Raw genomic sequence first — 16,932 nt, forward strand, 5'->3', positions numbered from 1 at the left:
CCAATAGCGATTCCCAAGCCTGACTATCGTGAGGTAGCGGGGAGAGGAAGGGATAGCGAAATCGTGGCTCTACGAACAGGAACGTGATAGTAAGGCGTATATAGCGGATAAGGGGGCTTCAAACTCTAAAGTCCAAAAAGGTAGTCGTAACCTATATGCGTAAATCACGAGAGTAAACGAGGAAAGATGTACGACTTATCCCGTGAGGTCTCATGAGCGCTGAAAGCGTAGTAACAACGAATCATGAGAAGTCAGCCGAGCCCATAGTAGTGAGGAAACTTCTGTAATGGAAGTGGAGCGAAGGGGGAATACTCAAACAGTCTGGGGAGAGACTGTTTGAGGTCTGTCGCTAGAAAGAGAAAACGACAGATTGAAGTAATCCTACTTCACTTGTGTCTGTAAAACGAACGGTCTGATAGAACTGGAGTCTATCACGTATTGACTAGATGAAGGTTCACCAATATAAGATGTCCCTCAGGCACCAAAACAAGAAAGGAATACGCACATGTCAAAATTGCTAGATAAGATATTATCACGCGAAAATATGCTGGAAGCCTACAATCAAGTAAAATCCAATAAGGGCTCAGCTGGGATTGATGGAATTACTATCAAAGAGATGGATAATTATCTCAGACAAAACTGGCGCCTGACTAAGGAACGGATAAAACAAAGAAAATATAAGCCTCAACCAGTTCTCAGAGTTGAGATTCCCAAACCAAACGGAGGCATCCGTCAACTAGGAATTCCAACAGTTATGGATAGAATGATTCAACAGGCCATTATTCAAGTCCTTACCCCCATTTGTGAACCCCATTTCTCAGATACGAGCTATGGATTCAGACCAAATAGGTCATGTGAAAAAGCCATCATGAAGCTCTTAGAGTACTTAAATGACGGCTATGAGTGGATAGTGGATATAGACCTAGAGAAATTCTTCGATACAGTTCCTCAAGATAGATTGATGTCCTTAGTACATAACATTATCGAAGACGGAGATACGGAATCCTTGATTCGTAAGTATCTTCATTCAGGTGTTATCATTAACGGTCAGCGTCATAAAACGCTAGTTGGCACACCACAGGGAGGAAATTTATCTCCTCTCTTATCCAATATCATGCTTAATGAATTGGATAAGGAATTAGAAAAGAGGGGACTTCGATTTGTGCGCTACGCAGATGATTGTGTGATTACGGTCGGAAGCGAGGCTGCCGCTAAGCGTGTGATGTATTCAGTCAGTCGTTTTATTGAGAAACGTCTAGGTTTGAAAGTAAACATAACCAAGACTAAGATTACCAGACCAAGAGAGTTGAAATATTTAGGTTTCGGGTTCTGGAAATCATCAGCTGGTTGGAAAAGTCGCCCCCATCAAGATAGTGTTCGGAGATTTAAGCTTAAATTGAAGAAACTAACACAGAGGAAATGGAGTATAGACTTAACAAGACGTATTGAGCAACTGAATTTGTCTATTCGAGGGTGGATAAACTATTTCTCATTGGGAAATATGAAAAGTATAGTCACCAGCATAGATGAGCGCTTGCGCACTCGCCTACGAGTGATTATCTGGAAGCAATGGAAGAAGAAATCTAGACGATTATGGGGATTGCTTAAGTTAGGAGTTCCTAAATGGATAGCAGATAAGGTATCTGGCTGGGGCGACCATTATCAATTAGTAGCTCAGAAGTCGGTACTTAAACGTGCTATATCAAAACCAGTCCTTAAAAAACGTGGACTGGTTTCGTGTTTGGATTATTACCTTGAACGACATGCGTTAAAAGTTAGTTGAACCGCCGTATGCCGAACGGCATGTACGGTGGTGTGAGAGGGGCTAGAGATTATCCCCTACTCGATTTTGGTCAATTTTTGGTCAACTTTTTTAGAAAAAATTATTGACTCAATAACTCTCTAACACGTTTGTTTTCTGATTCTTCTTTTTCCTTTATTAAGTGACCATATGTTTGTGTGATTTGTGTAATGTCTTTGTGTCCCATGTTTGAAGCTATAACCCAAATATCAATCCCATAGCCTAACATAACACTTGCGTACGTGTGCCTAATGCCCGTTGTTGATAAGTCCATTGGATTGAGTTTTAACTTTTTGAGATACTCTCTTAAACGCTTATTCACTTCGTGATTTGAAGGAACAACAGTATACAAATCGAAAAAGATATGATTTTCTTTATTTTTAATATTTGTTTGTTCAATATCTCTACTTTGAATCTCTTTTAATTGATTCAAAAAATGCAATGTTTCTGAATCAATTGGAATAGTCCGAACAGAAGTAGCTGTTTTTGGTGGTCGCCATTCTTTCTTTCTAGGGTCATAGCGCCTGTATGTTTTGACTTCTTGAGTTTCATTCAAAACACAATTCCATGTCAAACCTAGCACCTCACCGAAACGCAAGCCAGTTTTTATACTCAATTATATTCAAAAAGCAACCTTGTCCATTGTCTGCTGACAGTGGACTTTAAAACATTTTTTTCCAATCCTTGAATAACTTCTTGAAGCTTATCAATGACGGCTTCCAATGTTGGGAAAGCCTTATTTTTAAAACCTCGTTTTCGAATTTCTTTCCAGACTTGTTCAATAGGGTTCATTTCTGGTGTATAAGGTGGGATAAAAGCCAAGTCAATATTACTTGGAATCTCCAAGGTACTTGATTTATGCCATATAGCATTATCCATTACAAGTAACATATAGTCATCTGGATAAGCTTGTGAGACTTGCCGTAGAAATTCATTCGTCCACTCAGTATTGCATCCTCCAGCAATGAGGAAAAAGGAATCTCCTGTCTGAGCATCTGCTGCCCCATAACAATAGCGATATTCTCGTATATAATGACTAGGAATGCTAGGTCGGATTCCTTGAGGAGCCCAACAAGAACTCATCTTATCTAATTCTTCCGAAACCAGCTTCATCTTGGTACATCAAACGTACTTTGTTATAAGTCCCCTTCTCTTTAAAGCGCTTACTTAAGGTCTCGAATGTAGATTTTATTTTTAGACGTCTCAATTGTTTGAGCATCTGCCTTCTTGGGATGTTCAGGTCGAGGAGTGACCGTTCGCCAACCATGGCGTTTCAAGAGATAATAGAAACCATCACGTGTGGAAGTGCGACTCATCTCTTTTTGATAGGCTTCAAATAAGTGATTGACAGTTACAAATTCCCCAGCCTGAGCATCTTCTATATGGCATTTTAGAAATGCTTTCTCTTCTTCGTAAGTCATATATTCTCGATGACGTCCACCACGAGTCTCTTGAAGAAGAGCTTCTAAACCAAACTCCTTGTATTTTTTCAAATTCCTCCAAACAGTTGTTTTATTGCAATCTAGCAGATCCATGATTTCCTTATAACTCTTTCCTTTTGAGCGAAAATAAATAATCTGTAGACGTTTATGATATTTGGCGTACGATGAATATCTCAGGAGTTTTTCAATTTTCTGTATTTCTTCGTTTGTAAGTTTCATAACTACTATTATAAGATGGTTTTTGATTTTAGGCTAGTATAAAAAATCTCTACGCCAGCAGATGGGGCATAGAGACTAGTTTTCGTGACCTGAAATACAGTGTTGGCTTGGTCAATTTTCATGCCAAAAAGAAGGAAGGGGTTCTCCAAGAAATCTTTGCCCGCTTTACAAATTTTAACTTTTGTCGTTGGGTAACCTCGCAAGTTGCCATCGATAGTAGTCGTAAAAAACAAAGATATAAAATGTGCTTCTCAGATGCGGCTTATGCCTGCCGTTTGTTTTTTAACGGTTCCCTTTCTTCCCTCCAGTTGAAAAACTACCTCAAGAAACAGTTATCTATTATTCGACCGAATCGAAAATATCCAAGAAAGATAAAGGCTCAATCGGTAGTTGATTTCATCTATAGAGTAACATAAATCTCAAAAAATAGGGTGAAAAAACCTTTATTTGTCATGCAAAAAAATAGAAGATAGGCTAGAGAATCACTTTGATAACCTCAATCACACATCCTATTCAAGTAGTTAGATCACTAACTTAATGACATTGGTTTGCTTCTCTCTTTTTTTAATTTCAGTAATTCATTTTGATCGCGTATACTTTTTTGTTTCCTAATTTGTTCAATGAATACTGTAGTTTAGGTACATAAATTAAAATTTAACAGATTGTGTAATTCTTACAAACTTTTAAGAAAGTAATTGAAGAGTTTTTCGCTCTGCTTATAATATATGTGTTTGTGCGATAAAAATTTCCGCTCTTTTGATTTTAAATAAGTATTATTTTTCAATTCAATATAGTGTGAATTGGGTTTGATATCTTTTTTGAGGAAGCTACCTTAGATTTTTTCTACTTGTGTTTTGTTGTATAGTGCATCTTTCTTGTTTTGAACAGAATCTGTTATGACATTTGTCATATCTCCTCATGACAGAAGCTTCTAGTGATTCTACCTTTAAAGAATTATACTAGATGTATCAAATGGAGGAAGAAAAAATGAAACATAAAGTAATTGTCGCGATGAGTTTAGTAGCAGCAGGAGTTATGACCTATCTCATGTTTTCGGGATTGGATGAGGATTTCTACCATTTTCCTTGGGAGCTTTTTGCTGGCTTTGGAATGATGTCCTGGCTTATCCGAGAAGGTTTGAAATTAGTCTCAGATGTGAAAAAGGAGTTTGAAAAATGAAAAAAGCGTTTCTCTATCTTTTTATTGGACTATCACTAGTGGTATGGTTGGTAGAAATGTTTACAGGTTGGTTTGATCAAGTCTTCCTTCACCAATTCATCCGTGGTGCCTGGGGACTAGGATTTATGATTTTTATCGCCTTTCCTATGGGAAAGGAGTGGCTGAAAGGAGAATATCATGAACATGATTAAGGTAGAAAGCCTAAATAAAAACATCAAGGGCAAGGCTATTTTGAAGGATATTTCCTTTGAGGTAGCTGAAGGTGAATGTGTCGCCTTGATTGGGCCCAATGGTGCTGGGAAGACCACACTCTTGGACTGTCTGCTTGGAGATAAATTGGTCACCAGTGGGCAAGTATCTATCCAAGATTTGCCGGTAACGAGCTCTAAGTTAGACTATACAAGATCCTACCTCCCTCAAGAGAATGTAATCGTTCAGAAACTAAAGGTAAAAGAGTTGATTGCTTTCTTTCAAAAAATTTATCCAAATCACTTGAGTAATCAGGAAATCGATCAACTATTACAGTTTGATAAGCAACAAAAAGAGCAATTCGCAGAAAAATTATCAGGTGGACAAAAGCGTCTTTTCTCTTTTGTCTTGACCTTAATTGGGCGACCAAAGCTTGTCTTTTTAGATGAGCCAACTGCTGCCATGGATACCTCTACCCGTCAACGTTTTTGGGAAATTGTTCAGGACCTAAAAGCGCAGGGAGTCACCATTCTCTATTCGTCCCATTATATCGAAGAAGTAGAGCATACAGCTGACCGGATTTTGGTTTTAAATAAGGGAGAGTTGATTCGTGATACGACGCCTCTAGCTATGCGTAGTGAGGAGATTGAAAAGCATTTTATCCTTCCTCTAGCTTACAAGGAAGTCGTTGAGAAGTCAGTCTTGGTTGAAAGGTGGGTACAAAAACAAGATGCCTTACAAGTAGTCACACGCGAAGCGGATGCTTTCTGGGAACTGTTAGTTCAAGCAGGATGTAGCATACAAGAAATCGAAGTTAATAACCGTAGTTTGCTAGATACCATCTTTGAAGAAACACAAAAGGGAGATGACTAAGATGAAACAATGGATAGCATTAAATAAGATAGAATTTCTATTGACCAAACGACAATTAGTCTATTATCTATTATCCGTAGGGATGCCGACAGCCTTCTATTTATTCTTTTCAGGCATGTATCAGGACACACCAGGTGGACCAGCGAATTTTATGCGCGACTACCTCATCTCCATGACGGCTTTTTCCATGATGTCGACAGCTATCTTTTCATTCCCAGTTGTTTTACATACCGACAAGATGAACAACTGGCAGAAAATATTACGTCATAGCCCTGTAAATATGGTAGAATATTATCTATCAAAGATAACAAGTATGATGGTTGATTATTTGGTCTCAATTCTGGTTGTTTTCTCAGTTGGGCATTTTGTAAGAGGTGTGGACATGTCTCTTGGAAACTGGATTGGGGCTGCGCTTTTGCTGATAGTAGGAAGTATAGCTTTTGTAGCCCTTGGCTTGACCTTGACTCTCTTACCAACTAGTCAGTTGATGTCTGTCGTGGGCAATCTTCTTTACTTTGGCTTGGCTGTTTTAGGCGGACTCTGGATGCCCGTCTCTTTATTTCCAGACTGGATGCAAGCAATCGGGAAGCGTCTACCAAGCTATCAGTTGATGGAATTGATCAAGACCTTCTTAAATGAGGGTGGCATCAATTTATCAGCCACAGTTTATCTACTTGTTTTTTCAGCAGTTTTGTTTGGTTTGACCATTTACCTTCAAGGTCATAAGGAGAATGCTTAATGCTTGAAAGACTGAAGAGCATAGACTATATGTATTGGGCCAGTTTGATTTTTATGGTTTTTCCCATCCTTCCTGTAGTGATTGGGGAGCTTGCTGTCTGGCATTTATTGATTGATATTCTATTTGTAGTGGCGTATTTGGGTGTTTTAACAACTAAGAATCAGCGCCTATCTTGGCTTTTCTGGGGCATCATGCTGGTCTATGTAGCTGGGAACACCGCCTTTGTTGCTGTAAATTATATCTGGTTCTTCTTTTTCCTTTCCAATCTCTTAATTTATCATTTTGGCGTACGTAGTTTTAATTCTTTACATGTCCGGACTTTTCTCCTTGCTCAAGTGCTTGTGGTGGGGCAACTGTTGATTATTCAGAGAATCGAAGTTGGGTTTCTATTCTATCTACTTGTAATTCTTGCTTTTGTCGATTTGATGACTTTTGGTTTGGTTCGGATTCGTATTGTAGAGGATTTGAAAGAAGCGCAGGCCAAGCAAAATGCCCAGATAAATCTCTTGTTAGCTGAAAATGAACGTAGTCGTATCGGTCAGGATTTGCATGATAGCTTGGGACACACCTTTGCTATGCTGAGTGTCAAGACGGATCTCGCCTTGCAGTTGTTTCAGATGGAGGCTTATCCACAGGTGGAGAAGGAATTAAAAGAAATTCACCAGATAAGCAAGGATTCCATGAATGAAGTACGAACCATTGTGGAAAATCTGAAATCACGGACCTTAGCTTCAGAACTTGAAACTGTCAAAAAGATGCTAGAGATTGCTGGCATTGAGGTGGAAACGGCTAATCAACTAGATACTGCTAGCCTTACTCAGGAATTGGAGTCAACGGCTTCCATGATTTTGCTTGAGTTAGTTACCAATATCATCAAGCATGCTAAAGCGTCTAAAGCTTACTTAAGATTAGAACGGACAGAGAAAGAACTCCTTTTAACAGTAAGAGATGATGGTTGTGGTTTTACTTCTATAAAAGGGAATGAGCTCCATACAGTTCGAGATCGTGTCCTTCCATTTTCGGGAGAGGTAAATGTGATTAGTCAAAAACAACCGACAGAAGTTCAGGTTCGACTAGCTTATAAGGAGAGAATGTAGATGAAAGTATTAGTCGCAGAAGATCAAAGTATGTTGCGAGATGCTATGTGTCAATTGCTCACGCTTCAATCGGACGTGGAGTCTGTTCTTCAAGCCAAGAATGGGCAAGAAGCAATCCAGCTATTAGAAAAGGAGTCTGTAGATATCGCCATCCTCGACGTAGAGATGCCTGTTAAGACAGGTCTTGAAGTCTTGGAGTGGATACGAGCAGAAAAGCTTGAAACAAAGGTGGTTGTGGTGACGACCTTCAAGCGTCCTGGGTATTTTGAACGTGCGGTCAAGGCCGGAGTAGATGCTTATGTATTAAAAGAAAGAAACATTGCAGACCTCATGAAAACCTTGCACACCGTTCTAGAGGGACGCAAGGAGTATTCGCCTGAATTGATGGAAGTGGTGATGACGCATCCCAATCCATTAACGGAGCAAGAAATCGCAGTTTTAAAGGGAGTCGCTCAGGGTTTCTCTAACCAAGAAATTGCAGATCAACTTTATTTATCAAACGGAACAGTCCGAAACTATGTCACCAATATTCTTTCAAAACTAGATGCAGGTAATCGAACAGAGGCAGCTAATATCGCGAAAGAATCTGGTTGGTTGTGATGATATAATTTTTTTGAACATTATGTGCTAAAATTGATGGGATTGAATGAAACAATACTAACTTTAGGAGGGTGGGATTCCTCCTTTTTCTTTTTTTAGGGAGCACCACAAAAGAGCTAAAATTAACAATAAAAAAGAAAAATATCTTGACAACCAAGGGGAAATTTTGTTACAATAATAGACGGTACTTTTTACTTTTGGTCTCTCAAGAGTGTACAGGGACGTGCTGACAAATGTTGCAAAAGTACACACAGATGATAGCTGTCACCAAGTGTATCATCACCAAAAATAAAAAACACAGGAGAATGTAGATGCCTACAATTAACCAATTGGTTCGCAAACCGCGTAAATCAAAAGTAGAAAAATCTAAATCACCAGCTTTGAACGTTGGTTACAACAGTCATAAAAAAGTTCAAACAAACGTTTCTTCACCACAAAAACGTGGTGTTGCAACTCGTGTTGGAACAATGACACCTAAAAAACCTAACTCAGCCCTTCGTAAATTCGCTCGTGTACGTTTGAGCAACCTTATCGAAGTTACTGCCTACATCCCAGGTATCGGACACAACTTGCAAGAGCACAGCGTGGTGCTTCTTCGTGGTGGACGTGTAAAAGACCTTCCAGGGGTACGTTACCATATCGTCCGTGGTGCACTTGATACTGCAGGTGTTAACGATCGTAAACAAGGCCGTTCTAAATACGGTACTAAACGTCCAAAAGCATAAGGAAAGGGGATAAAGAGAAATGAGTCGTAAAAATAGAGCTCCAAAACGTGACGTATTGCCAGATCCGCTTTACAATTCACAACTAGTTACTCGTCTTATCAACCGCGTTATGCTTGATGGTAAACGTGGTACAGCGGCTTCAATCGTTTACGGTGCCTTTGAGCAAATCAAAGAAGCTACTGGAAACGATGCACTTGAAGTATTTGAAACAGCTATGGAAAACATCATGCCTGTACTTGAAGTACGTGCACGTCGTGTTGGTGGTTCTAACTACCAAGTCCCAGTTGAAGTTCGTCCAGAACGTCGTACAACACTTGGACTTCGTTGGTTGGTAACAATCGCTCGTCTTCGTGGTGAACACACAATGCAAGACCGTCTTGCAAAAGAAATCTTGGATGCTGCTAACAACACTGGTGCAGCTGTTAAGAAACGTGAAGACACTCACCGTATGGCTGAAGCTAACCGTGCATTCGCACACTTCCGTTGGTAAGATAGGATGCGAAAGCGTTAAGAAAGTCCCAGAGAAAATAGGGAATCGAAGCAGGTTGCGACTGCAACCAATGAGATTCATCTTTTTCTCCAGACTTTTAGCTTGAGCTCAACTAGATTATGATGCTAGGAACGGTAAGAATACAAGGAAGTTTATCTTTTTCACACAGCATTCCGTTCCAGCTCAAATCGGCTAACTAACTTTAGCCCGAGTTCAATTCAACTTGTAAATCTACAAGTTGAAACCAACAATAGCATGAAAACATTGAGAACGGGTAGGTCCTGCCTATCCGTTTTTATTAAAATCATGTTATAATAGAATAGAAATCAAAAATAAATAGGAGAAACAAACCTCATGGCACGCGAATTTTCACTTGAAAAAACTCGTAATATCGGTATCATGGCTCACGTCGATGCTGGTAAAACAACAACTACTGAGCGTATTCTTTACTACACTGGTAAAATCCACAAAATCGGTGAAACTCACGAAGGTGCGTCACAAATGGACTGGATGGAGCAAGAGCAAGAACGTGGTATCACTATCACATCTGCTGCGACAACAGCTCAATGGAACAACCACCGCGTAAACATCATCGACACACCAGGACACGTGGACTTCACAATCGAAGTACAACGTTCTCTTCGTGTATTGGATGGTGCTGTTACCGTTCTTGACTCACAATCAGGTGTTGAGCCTCAAACTGAAACAGTTTGGCGTCAAGCAACTGAGTACGGAGTTCCACGTATCGTATTTGCCAACAAAATGGACAAAATCGGTGCTGACTTCCTTTACTCTGTAAGCACACTTCACGATCGTCTTCAAGCAAATGCACACCCAATCCAATTGCCAATCGGTTCTGAAGATGACTTCCGTGGTATCATCGACTTGATCAAGATGAAAGCTGAAATCTATACTAACGACCTTGGTACAGATATCCTTGAAGAAGATATTCCAGCTGAATACCTTGACCAAGCACAAGAATACCGTGAAAAATTGGTTGAAGCAGTTGCTGAAACTGACGAAGAATTGATGATGAAATATCTCGAAGGTGAAGAAATCACTAACGAAGAATTGAAAGCTGCTATCCGTAAAGCGACTATCAACGTTGAATTCTTCCCAGTATTGTGTGGTTCTGCCTTCAAGAATAAAGGTGTTCAGTTGATGCTTGATGCGGTTATCGACTACCTTCCAAGCCCACTTGACATCCCAGCTATCAAAGGTATTAACCCAGATACAGACGCTGAAGAAACTCGTCCAGCATCTGATGAAGAGCCATTTGCAGCTCTTGCCTTCAAGATCATGACAGACCCATTCGTAGGTCGTTTAACATTCTTCCGTGTTTACTCAGGTGTTCTTCAATCAGGTTCTTACGTATTGAACACTTCTAAAGGTAAACGTGAACGTATCGGACGTATCCTTCAAATGCACGCTAACAGCCGTCAAGAAATCGACACTGTTTACTCAGGTGATATCGCTGCTGCCGTTGGTTTGAAAGATACTACTACTGGTGACTCATTGACAGATGAAAAATCTAAAATCATCCTTGAGTCAATCAACGTTCCAGAACCAGTTATCCAATTGATGGTTGAGCCAAAATCTAAAGCAGACCAAGATAAGATGGGTATCGCCCTTCAAAAATTGGCTGAAGAAGATCCAACATTCCGCGTTGAAACAAACGTTGAAACTGGTGAAACAGTTATCTCTGGTATGGGTGAGCTTCACCTTGACGTCCTTGTTGACCGTATGCGTCGTGAGTTCAAAGTTGAAGCGAACGTAGGTGCTCCTCAAGTATCTTACCGTGAAACATTCCGTGCTTCTACTCAAGCACGTGGATTCTTCAAACGTCAGTCTGGTGGTAAAGGTCAATTCGGTGATGTATGGATTGAATTTACTCCAAACGAAGAAGGAAAAGGATTCGAATTCGAAAACGCAATCGTAGGTGGTGTGGTTCCTCGTGAATTTATCCCAGCGGTTGAAAAAGGTTTGGTAGAATCTATGGCTAACGGTGTTCTTGCAGGTTACCCAATGGTTGATGTTAAATCTAAGCTTTACGATGGTTCATACCACGATGTCGACTCATCTGAAACTGCCTTCAAGATCGCGGCTTCACTTGCACTTAAAGAAGCTGCTAAATCAGCACAACCAGCTATCCTTGAGCCAATGATGCTTGTAACAATCACTGTTCCAGAAGAAAACCTTGGTGATGTTATGGGTCACGTAACTGCTCGTCGTGGACGTGTAGATGGTATGGAAGCACACGGTAACAGCCAAATCGTTCGTGCTTATGTTCCACTTGCTGAAATGTTCGGTTACGCAACAGTTCTTCGTTCTGCATCTCAAGGACGTGGTACATTCATGATGGTATTTGACCACTACGAAGATGTACCTAAGTCAGTACAAGAAGAAATCATTAAGAAAAACAAAGGTGAAGACTAATCAGTCCTCACTCTAGAAGGAAGTCACTTAGTGGCTTCCTTTTGTCTTTAGAAAATACCTCTAAATATGGTAAAATAGTAGGAGAATAATGTGAGGAAAATGAATGTCAAATAGTTTTGAAATTTTGATGAATCAATTGGGGATACCTGCTGAAATGAGACAGGCTCCTGCCTTATCACAGGCTGATATTGAGCGAGTTGTAGTTCATAAAATTAGTAAGGTATGGGAGTTTCATTTCGTATTTTCTAATATTTTGCCGATTGAAATCTTTTTAGAATTAAAGAAAGGTTTGAATGAGGAATTTTCTAAGACAGGCAATAAAGCTGTTTTCGAAATCAAGGCTCTGTCTCAAGAATTTTCAAATCAACTCTTGCAAGCATATTATAGAGAAGCTTTTTCTGAGGGGCCGTGTGCTAGTCAAGGATTTAAATCTCTTTATCAGAATTTGCGAGTTCGTGCTGAAGGTAATCAACTCTTTATTGAAGGTTCAGAGGCGATTGATAAGGAACATTTTAAGAAGAATCATCTTCCTAATTTAGCTAAACAACTTGAACAATTTGGATTTCCAACTTTCAACTGTCAAGTAGAGAAAAATGATGTGCTGACTCAAGAGCAGGAAGAAGCCTTTCATACTGAAAATGAACAGATTGTTCAAGCTGCCAATGAGGAAGCGCTCCGTGCTATGGAGCAACTGGAACAGATGGCACCACCTCCAGCAGAAGAGAAACCAACCTTTGATTTTCAAGCCAAAAAAGCTGCAGCTAAACCGAAATTGGACAAGGCGGAGATTACTCCTATGATTGAAGTGACGACTGAGGAAAATCGTCTGGTCTTTGAAGGGGTTGTTTTTGATGTGGAGCAAAAAGTGACCAGAACAGGTCGTGTTTTAATCAACTTTAAAATGACGGACTACACTTCAAGTTTTTCTATGCAAAAGTGGGTTAAAAATGAGGAAGAGGCTCAGAAATTTGATCTAATCAAGAAAAATTCTTGGCTACGAGTGCGTGGAAATGTGGAGATGAATAACTTCACACGCGATTTGACTATGAATGTGCAGGATGTGCAGGAAGTTGTTCACTATGAGCGGAAAGATTTGATGCCAGAAGGTGAGCGTCGGGTTGAATTTCATGCTCATACTAATATGTCGACTATGGATGCTCTGCCAGAAGTAGAGGAGATTGTTGCGACAGCTGCTAAGTGGGGACACAAGGCGGTTGCCATCACGGACCACGGGAATGTCCAGTCCTTCCCACACGGCTATAAGGCGGCCAAAAAAGCGGGAATCCAGCTGATCTATGGAATGGAAGCCAATATTGTGGAGGACCGTGTCCCTATCGTCTATAACGAAGTGGAGATGGACTTGTCGGAAGCGACCTACGTGGTCTTTGACGTGGAAACGACGGGTCTATCGGCCATCTATAATGACTTGATTCAGGTTGCGGCCTCTAAGATGTACAAGGGGAATGTCATTGCTGAATTTGATGAATTTATCAATCCTGGACATCCCTTGTCAGCTTTTACTACTGAGTTGACTGGGATTACAGATGACCATGTCAAAAATGCCAAGCCACTGGAACAAGTTTTGCAAGAATTCCAAGAATTTTGTAAGGATACGGTTCTAGTTGCCCACAATGCGACCTTTGACGTTGGCTTTATGAATGCCAATTATGAGCGTCATGGTCTGTCGAAGATTAGCCAACCAGTTATTGATACGCTGGAGTTTGCTAGAAACCTCTATCCTGAGTATAAGCGTCATGGTTTGGGGCCTTTGACCAAGCGATTTGGTGTGGCTTTGGAACATCACCACATGGCCAATTACGATGCGGAAGCGACTGGTCGCCTGCTTTTCATCTTTATCAAAGAGGTGGCAGAAAAACATGGTGTGACAGACTTGGCTAGACTAAACATTGATTTGATTAGTCCAGACTCTTATAAAAAAGCTCGAATCAAGCATGCGACAATTTATGTCAAGAATCAAGTAGGGCTAAAAAACATCTTTAAACTGGTTTCTTTGTCCAATACCAAGTACTTTGAAGGTGTTCCGAGGATACCGAGAACGGTTCTAGATGCCCATCGGGAAGGCTTGATTTTAGGATCAGCTTGTGCAGAAGGTGAAGTTTTTGATGCAGTCGTTTCCCAAGGTGTGGATGCGGCGGTTGAGGTGGCTAAGTATTATGACTTTATCGAGGTCATGCCACCAGCTATTTATGCGCCCTTGATTGCTAAAGAGCAGGTTAAGGATATGGAGGAGCTCCAGACTATTATCAAGAGTTTGATAGAAGTGGGAGACCGTCTTGGTAAGCCTGTTCTGGCTACCGGAAATGTTCACTATATCGAACCGGAAGAAGAAATTTATCGCGAAATTATCGTCCGTAGTTTAGGACAGGGGGCTATGATTAACCGAACTATCGGTCATGGAGAACATGCCCAACCAGCACCACTTCCAAAGGCTCATTTTAGAACGACTAATGAGATGTTGGATGAATTTTCCTTCTTGGGAGAGGAATTAGCTCGGAAATTGGTTATTGAAAACACCAATGCCTTGGCAGAAATCTTTGAACCCGTTGAGGTTGTTAAGGGTGACTTATACACGCCTTTCATCGACAAGGCTGAAGAAACAGTTGCTGAGTTGACCTATAAGAAAGCTTTTGAGATTTATGGAAATCCGCTACCAGATATCGTTGATTTGCGAATTGAAAAGGAATTAACTTCTATTCTGGGGAATGGATTTGCCGTGATTTATCTGGCTTCCCAGATGCTGGTGCAACGTTCCAATGAACGGGGTTACTTGGTTGGTTCTCGTGGGTCTGTCGGTTCTAGTTTTGTTGCGACCATGATTGGGATTACAGAGGTCAATCCTCTCTCTCCTCACTATGTCTGTGGTCAGTGTCAGTACAGTGAGTTTATCACAGATGGTTCTTACGGTTCAGGTTTTGATATGCCCAATAAGGATTGTCCAAACTGTGGTCACAAACTCAGTAAAAACGGACAGGATATTCCGTTTGAGACCTTCCTTGGTTTTGATGGAGATAAGGTTCCTGATATTGATTTGAACTTCTCGGGAGAAGACCAGCCTAGCGCCCACTTGGATGTGCGTGATATCTTTGGTGAGGAATATGCCTTCCGTGCAGGAACGGTTGGTACGGTGGCTGCCAAGACCGCTTATGGATTTGTCAAGGGCTATGAGAGAGATTATGGCAAGTTTTATCGTGATGCAGAGGTGGAACGTCTTGCCCAAGGTGCTGCTGGTGTCAAGCGGACAACAGGACAACACCCGGGAGGAATCGTTGTTATTCCGAACTACATGGATGTTTACGACTTTACGCCTGTCCAGTATCCAGCAGATGACGTGACGGCTGAATGGCAAACGACTCACTTTAACTTCCACGATATTGATGAGAACGTCCTCAAACTTGATGTACTGGGACATGATGATCCGACAATGATTCGGAAACTTCAAGATTTATCTGGGATTGATCCTAATGAAATCCCAATGGATGATGAGGGAGTTATGGCTCTCTTTTCTGGGACGGATGTGTTAGGGGTAACACCTGAGCAAATCGGAACGCCTACGGGCATGCTGGGGATTCCAGAGTTTGGAACCAACTTTGTCCGAGGGATGGTCGATGAAACCCATCCGACGACCTTTGCAGAATTGCTTCAGTTGTCAGGGTTGTCTCACGGTACCGACGTTTGGCTTGGCAATGCCCAGGATTTGATTAAGCAAGGGGTTGCGGATCTATCAACCGTTATCGGTTGTCGGGACGACATCATGGTTTACCTCATGCATGCCGGTCTGGAACCTAAGATGGCCTTTACCATCATGGAACGGGTTCGTAAAGGCTTGTGGCTGAAGATTTCAGAAGAGGAGCGAAATGGCTACATCGAAGCCATGAAGGCCAATAAGGTGCCAGAGTGGTATATTGAGTCCTGTGGGAAAATTAAGTACATGTTCCCTAAAGCCCATGCGGCAGCCTACGTTATGATGGCCTTGCGTGTAGCTTACTTCAAGGTTCACCATCCCATTTATTATTACTGTGCTTACTTCTCAATTCGTGCTAAAGCCTTTGATATTAAGACTATGGGTGCGGGCTTAGATGCCATCAAACGCAGAATGGAAGAAATCTCTGAAAAACGGAAGAACAATGAAGCTTCTAATGTGGAAATTGACCTCTATACCACTCTTGAGATTGTCAATGAGATGTGGGAGCGTGGTTTCAAGTTTGGGAAGTTAGACCTCTACCGTAGTGATGCGACTGAATTCATCATTGACGGAGATACACTGATTCCACCATTTGTCGCTATGGATGGTCTGGGAGAGAACGTTGCTAAGCAGTTGGTGCGAGCGCGTGAAGAGGGAGAATTTCTCTCTAAAACAGAACTACGCAAGCGTGGTGGACTCTCATCAACCTTGGTTGAAAAGATGGATGAGATGGGTATTCTTGGAAATATGCCAGAGGATAATCAGTTGAGTTTGTTTGATGAGTTGTTTTAAAAAATTGCTTATTTTGATCAAGTGGACAAAATATGTCCACTTGATTTGTTATAATTCTCTTAAAAATAATAGAAAAGAGAGTATAATATGGTGAATCAAGGAATTTTAAATTCTAACGTGTCAATTGAAGAGCAAATTTACAATTTTGAAAAAGGCTTGAAAGATGATGGGAGTGATTGGACTGGATTCCCACAAATAGACTTAAAAGAAGATTCTCAATGTATTTACATTTGCGGTATTTCAGAGACTGACAGATGGCATTTATTTTATACGTTAACCAAAATAAAACCTGCTACTCCAATAGTATCACTTGGATATTATCGAGTGAGAGATAATTTGATTTTTTCTAAACATAGTCAATGGATAAAACTGCAAATGGAGCATACAGAGTATGACTTGATTTTTATGGAGGGAGTTCAACTTTTGGGAGAGGCTGATCAAAGGGTAGAGGAATACTGGATGCAGCAATTCAAAGAGAATAAGAAAAGAGGCAGACTCTTCATTGTATATTCAGACTGCTTACCCGAAGACTTAAAAAATATGGATGAATCCGTAGTTGAGTTCTTCGAATCTGGCATAGTGGTACAGTTGAAATCACCTAAAGGCTAGTTTATTTTGCTTTAATCGTTTTGAATATAAAGTGCTAG

General features: G+C 40.8%; 13 protein-coding genes and 2 pseudogenes. 13 read left to right on the forward strand and 2 right to left on the reverse strand.

The window, feature by feature from the left end:
* The first annotated feature begins 505 nt into the window (after positions 1–505).
* Complete coding sequence (gene ltrA, locus CJ239_RS05625; RefSeq protein WP_102210829.1) at positions 506–1,783, forward strand: group II intron reverse transcriptase/maturase; 1,278 nt, start codon at positions 506–508, stop codon at positions 1,781–1,783.
* A 100-nt stretch (positions 1,784–1,883) separates the two neighbouring features.
* Here the strand turns inward: ltrA and CJ239_RS05630 are convergent, their stop codons facing one another.
* Both CJ239_RS05630 and CJ239_RS05635 read right to left on the reverse strand, forming a co-directional pair.
* Positions 1,884–2,417, reverse strand: coding sequence for a site-specific integrase (locus CJ239_RS05630; protein WP_308409720.1), 534 nt, complete (start codon positions 2,415–2,417; stop codon positions 1,884–1,886).
* A pseudogene (locus tag CJ239_RS05635) lies at positions 2,414–3,462 on the reverse strand (IS630 family transposase). Before CJ239_RS05635 ends, CJ239_RS05630 begins: the two are co-directional and overlap by 4 nt.
* Positions 3,463–3,500: 38 nt before the next feature.
* Here CJ239_RS05635 and CJ239_RS05640 point away from each other — a divergent pair.
* The 12 genes and pseudogenes from CJ239_RS05640 to CJ239_RS05700 all read left to right on the forward strand — a co-directional run.
* Positions 3,501–3,878 (forward strand): annotated as a pseudogene (locus CJ239_RS05640) (transposase); the annotation flags it as partial.
* Positions 3,879–4,434: 556 nt separating this feature from the next.
* Positions 4,435–4,641, forward strand: coding sequence for a hypothetical protein (locus CJ239_RS05645; RefSeq protein ID WP_025170907.1), 207 nt, complete (start codon positions 4,435–4,437; stop codon positions 4,639–4,641).
* Positions 4,638–4,832 (forward strand): hypothetical protein, encoded by a 195-nt coding sequence (locus CJ239_RS05650; RefSeq protein WP_102210830.1) that lies wholly within the window; start codon positions 4,638–4,640, stop codon positions 4,830–4,832. The genes CJ239_RS05645 and CJ239_RS05650 overlap by 4 nt, the downstream gene beginning before the upstream one ends.
* Positions 4,819–5,703: an ABC transporter ATP-binding protein gene (locus CJ239_RS05655; protein WP_102210831.1), complete on the forward strand. Its 885-nt coding sequence runs from the start codon at positions 4,819–4,821 to the stop codon at positions 5,701–5,703. The genes CJ239_RS05650 and CJ239_RS05655 overlap by 14 nt, the downstream gene beginning before the upstream one ends.
* Before the next feature lies 1 nt (position 5,704).
* On the forward strand, positions 5,705–6,442 hold the full coding sequence (locus CJ239_RS05660; protein WP_102210832.1) for an ABC transporter permease: 738 nt from the start codon (positions 5,705–5,707) through the stop codon (positions 6,440–6,442).
* Complete coding sequence (locus CJ239_RS05665) at positions 6,442–7,539, forward strand: sensor histidine kinase (RefSeq protein WP_102210833.1); 1,098 nt, start codon at positions 6,442–6,444, stop codon at positions 7,537–7,539. The genes CJ239_RS05660 and CJ239_RS05665 overlap by 1 nt, the downstream gene beginning before the upstream one ends.
* On the forward strand, positions 7,540–8,139 hold the full coding sequence (locus CJ239_RS05670) for a response regulator transcription factor (protein ID WP_102210834.1): 600 nt from the start codon (positions 7,540–7,542) through the stop codon (positions 8,137–8,139).
* Between the two features lie 311 nt (positions 8,140–8,450).
* Positions 8,451–8,864, forward strand: coding sequence for a 30S ribosomal protein S12 (rpsL, locus tag CJ239_RS05680; protein ID WP_001142332.1), 414 nt, complete (start codon positions 8,451–8,453; stop codon positions 8,862–8,864).
* Positions 8,865–8,883: 19 nt separating this feature from the next.
* The gene (gene rpsG, locus CJ239_RS05685) at positions 8,884–9,354 is read left to right on the forward strand and encodes a 30S ribosomal protein S7 (protein ID WP_000087873.1); all 471 of its coding nucleotides are present in this window, start codon (positions 8,884–8,886) and stop codon (positions 9,352–9,354) included.
* Positions 9,355–9,708: 354 nt separating this feature from the next.
* Complete coding sequence (gene fusA, locus CJ239_RS05690) at positions 9,709–11,790, forward strand: elongation factor G (protein ID WP_102210835.1); 2,082 nt, start codon at positions 9,709–9,711, stop codon at positions 11,788–11,790.
* A gap of 103 nt (positions 11,791–11,893) precedes the next feature.
* The gene (locus CJ239_RS05695) at positions 11,894–16,285 is read left to right on the forward strand and encodes a PolC-type DNA polymerase III (RefSeq protein ID WP_102210836.1); all 4,392 of its coding nucleotides are present in this window, start codon (positions 11,894–11,896) and stop codon (positions 16,283–16,285) included.
* Positions 16,286–16,372: 87 nt separating this feature from the next.
* The gene (locus tag CJ239_RS05700; RefSeq protein ID WP_102210837.1) at positions 16,373–16,894 is read left to right on the forward strand and encodes a DnaA ATPase domain-containing protein; all 522 of its coding nucleotides are present in this window, start codon (positions 16,373–16,375) and stop codon (positions 16,892–16,894) included.
* Positions 16,895–16,932: the final 38 nt, after the last annotated feature.

This window comes from Streptococcus sp. UMB0029 (genome assembly GCF_002871495.1).
Taxonomy (GTDB): Bacteria; Bacillota; Bacilli; order Lactobacillales; family Streptococcaceae; genus Streptococcus.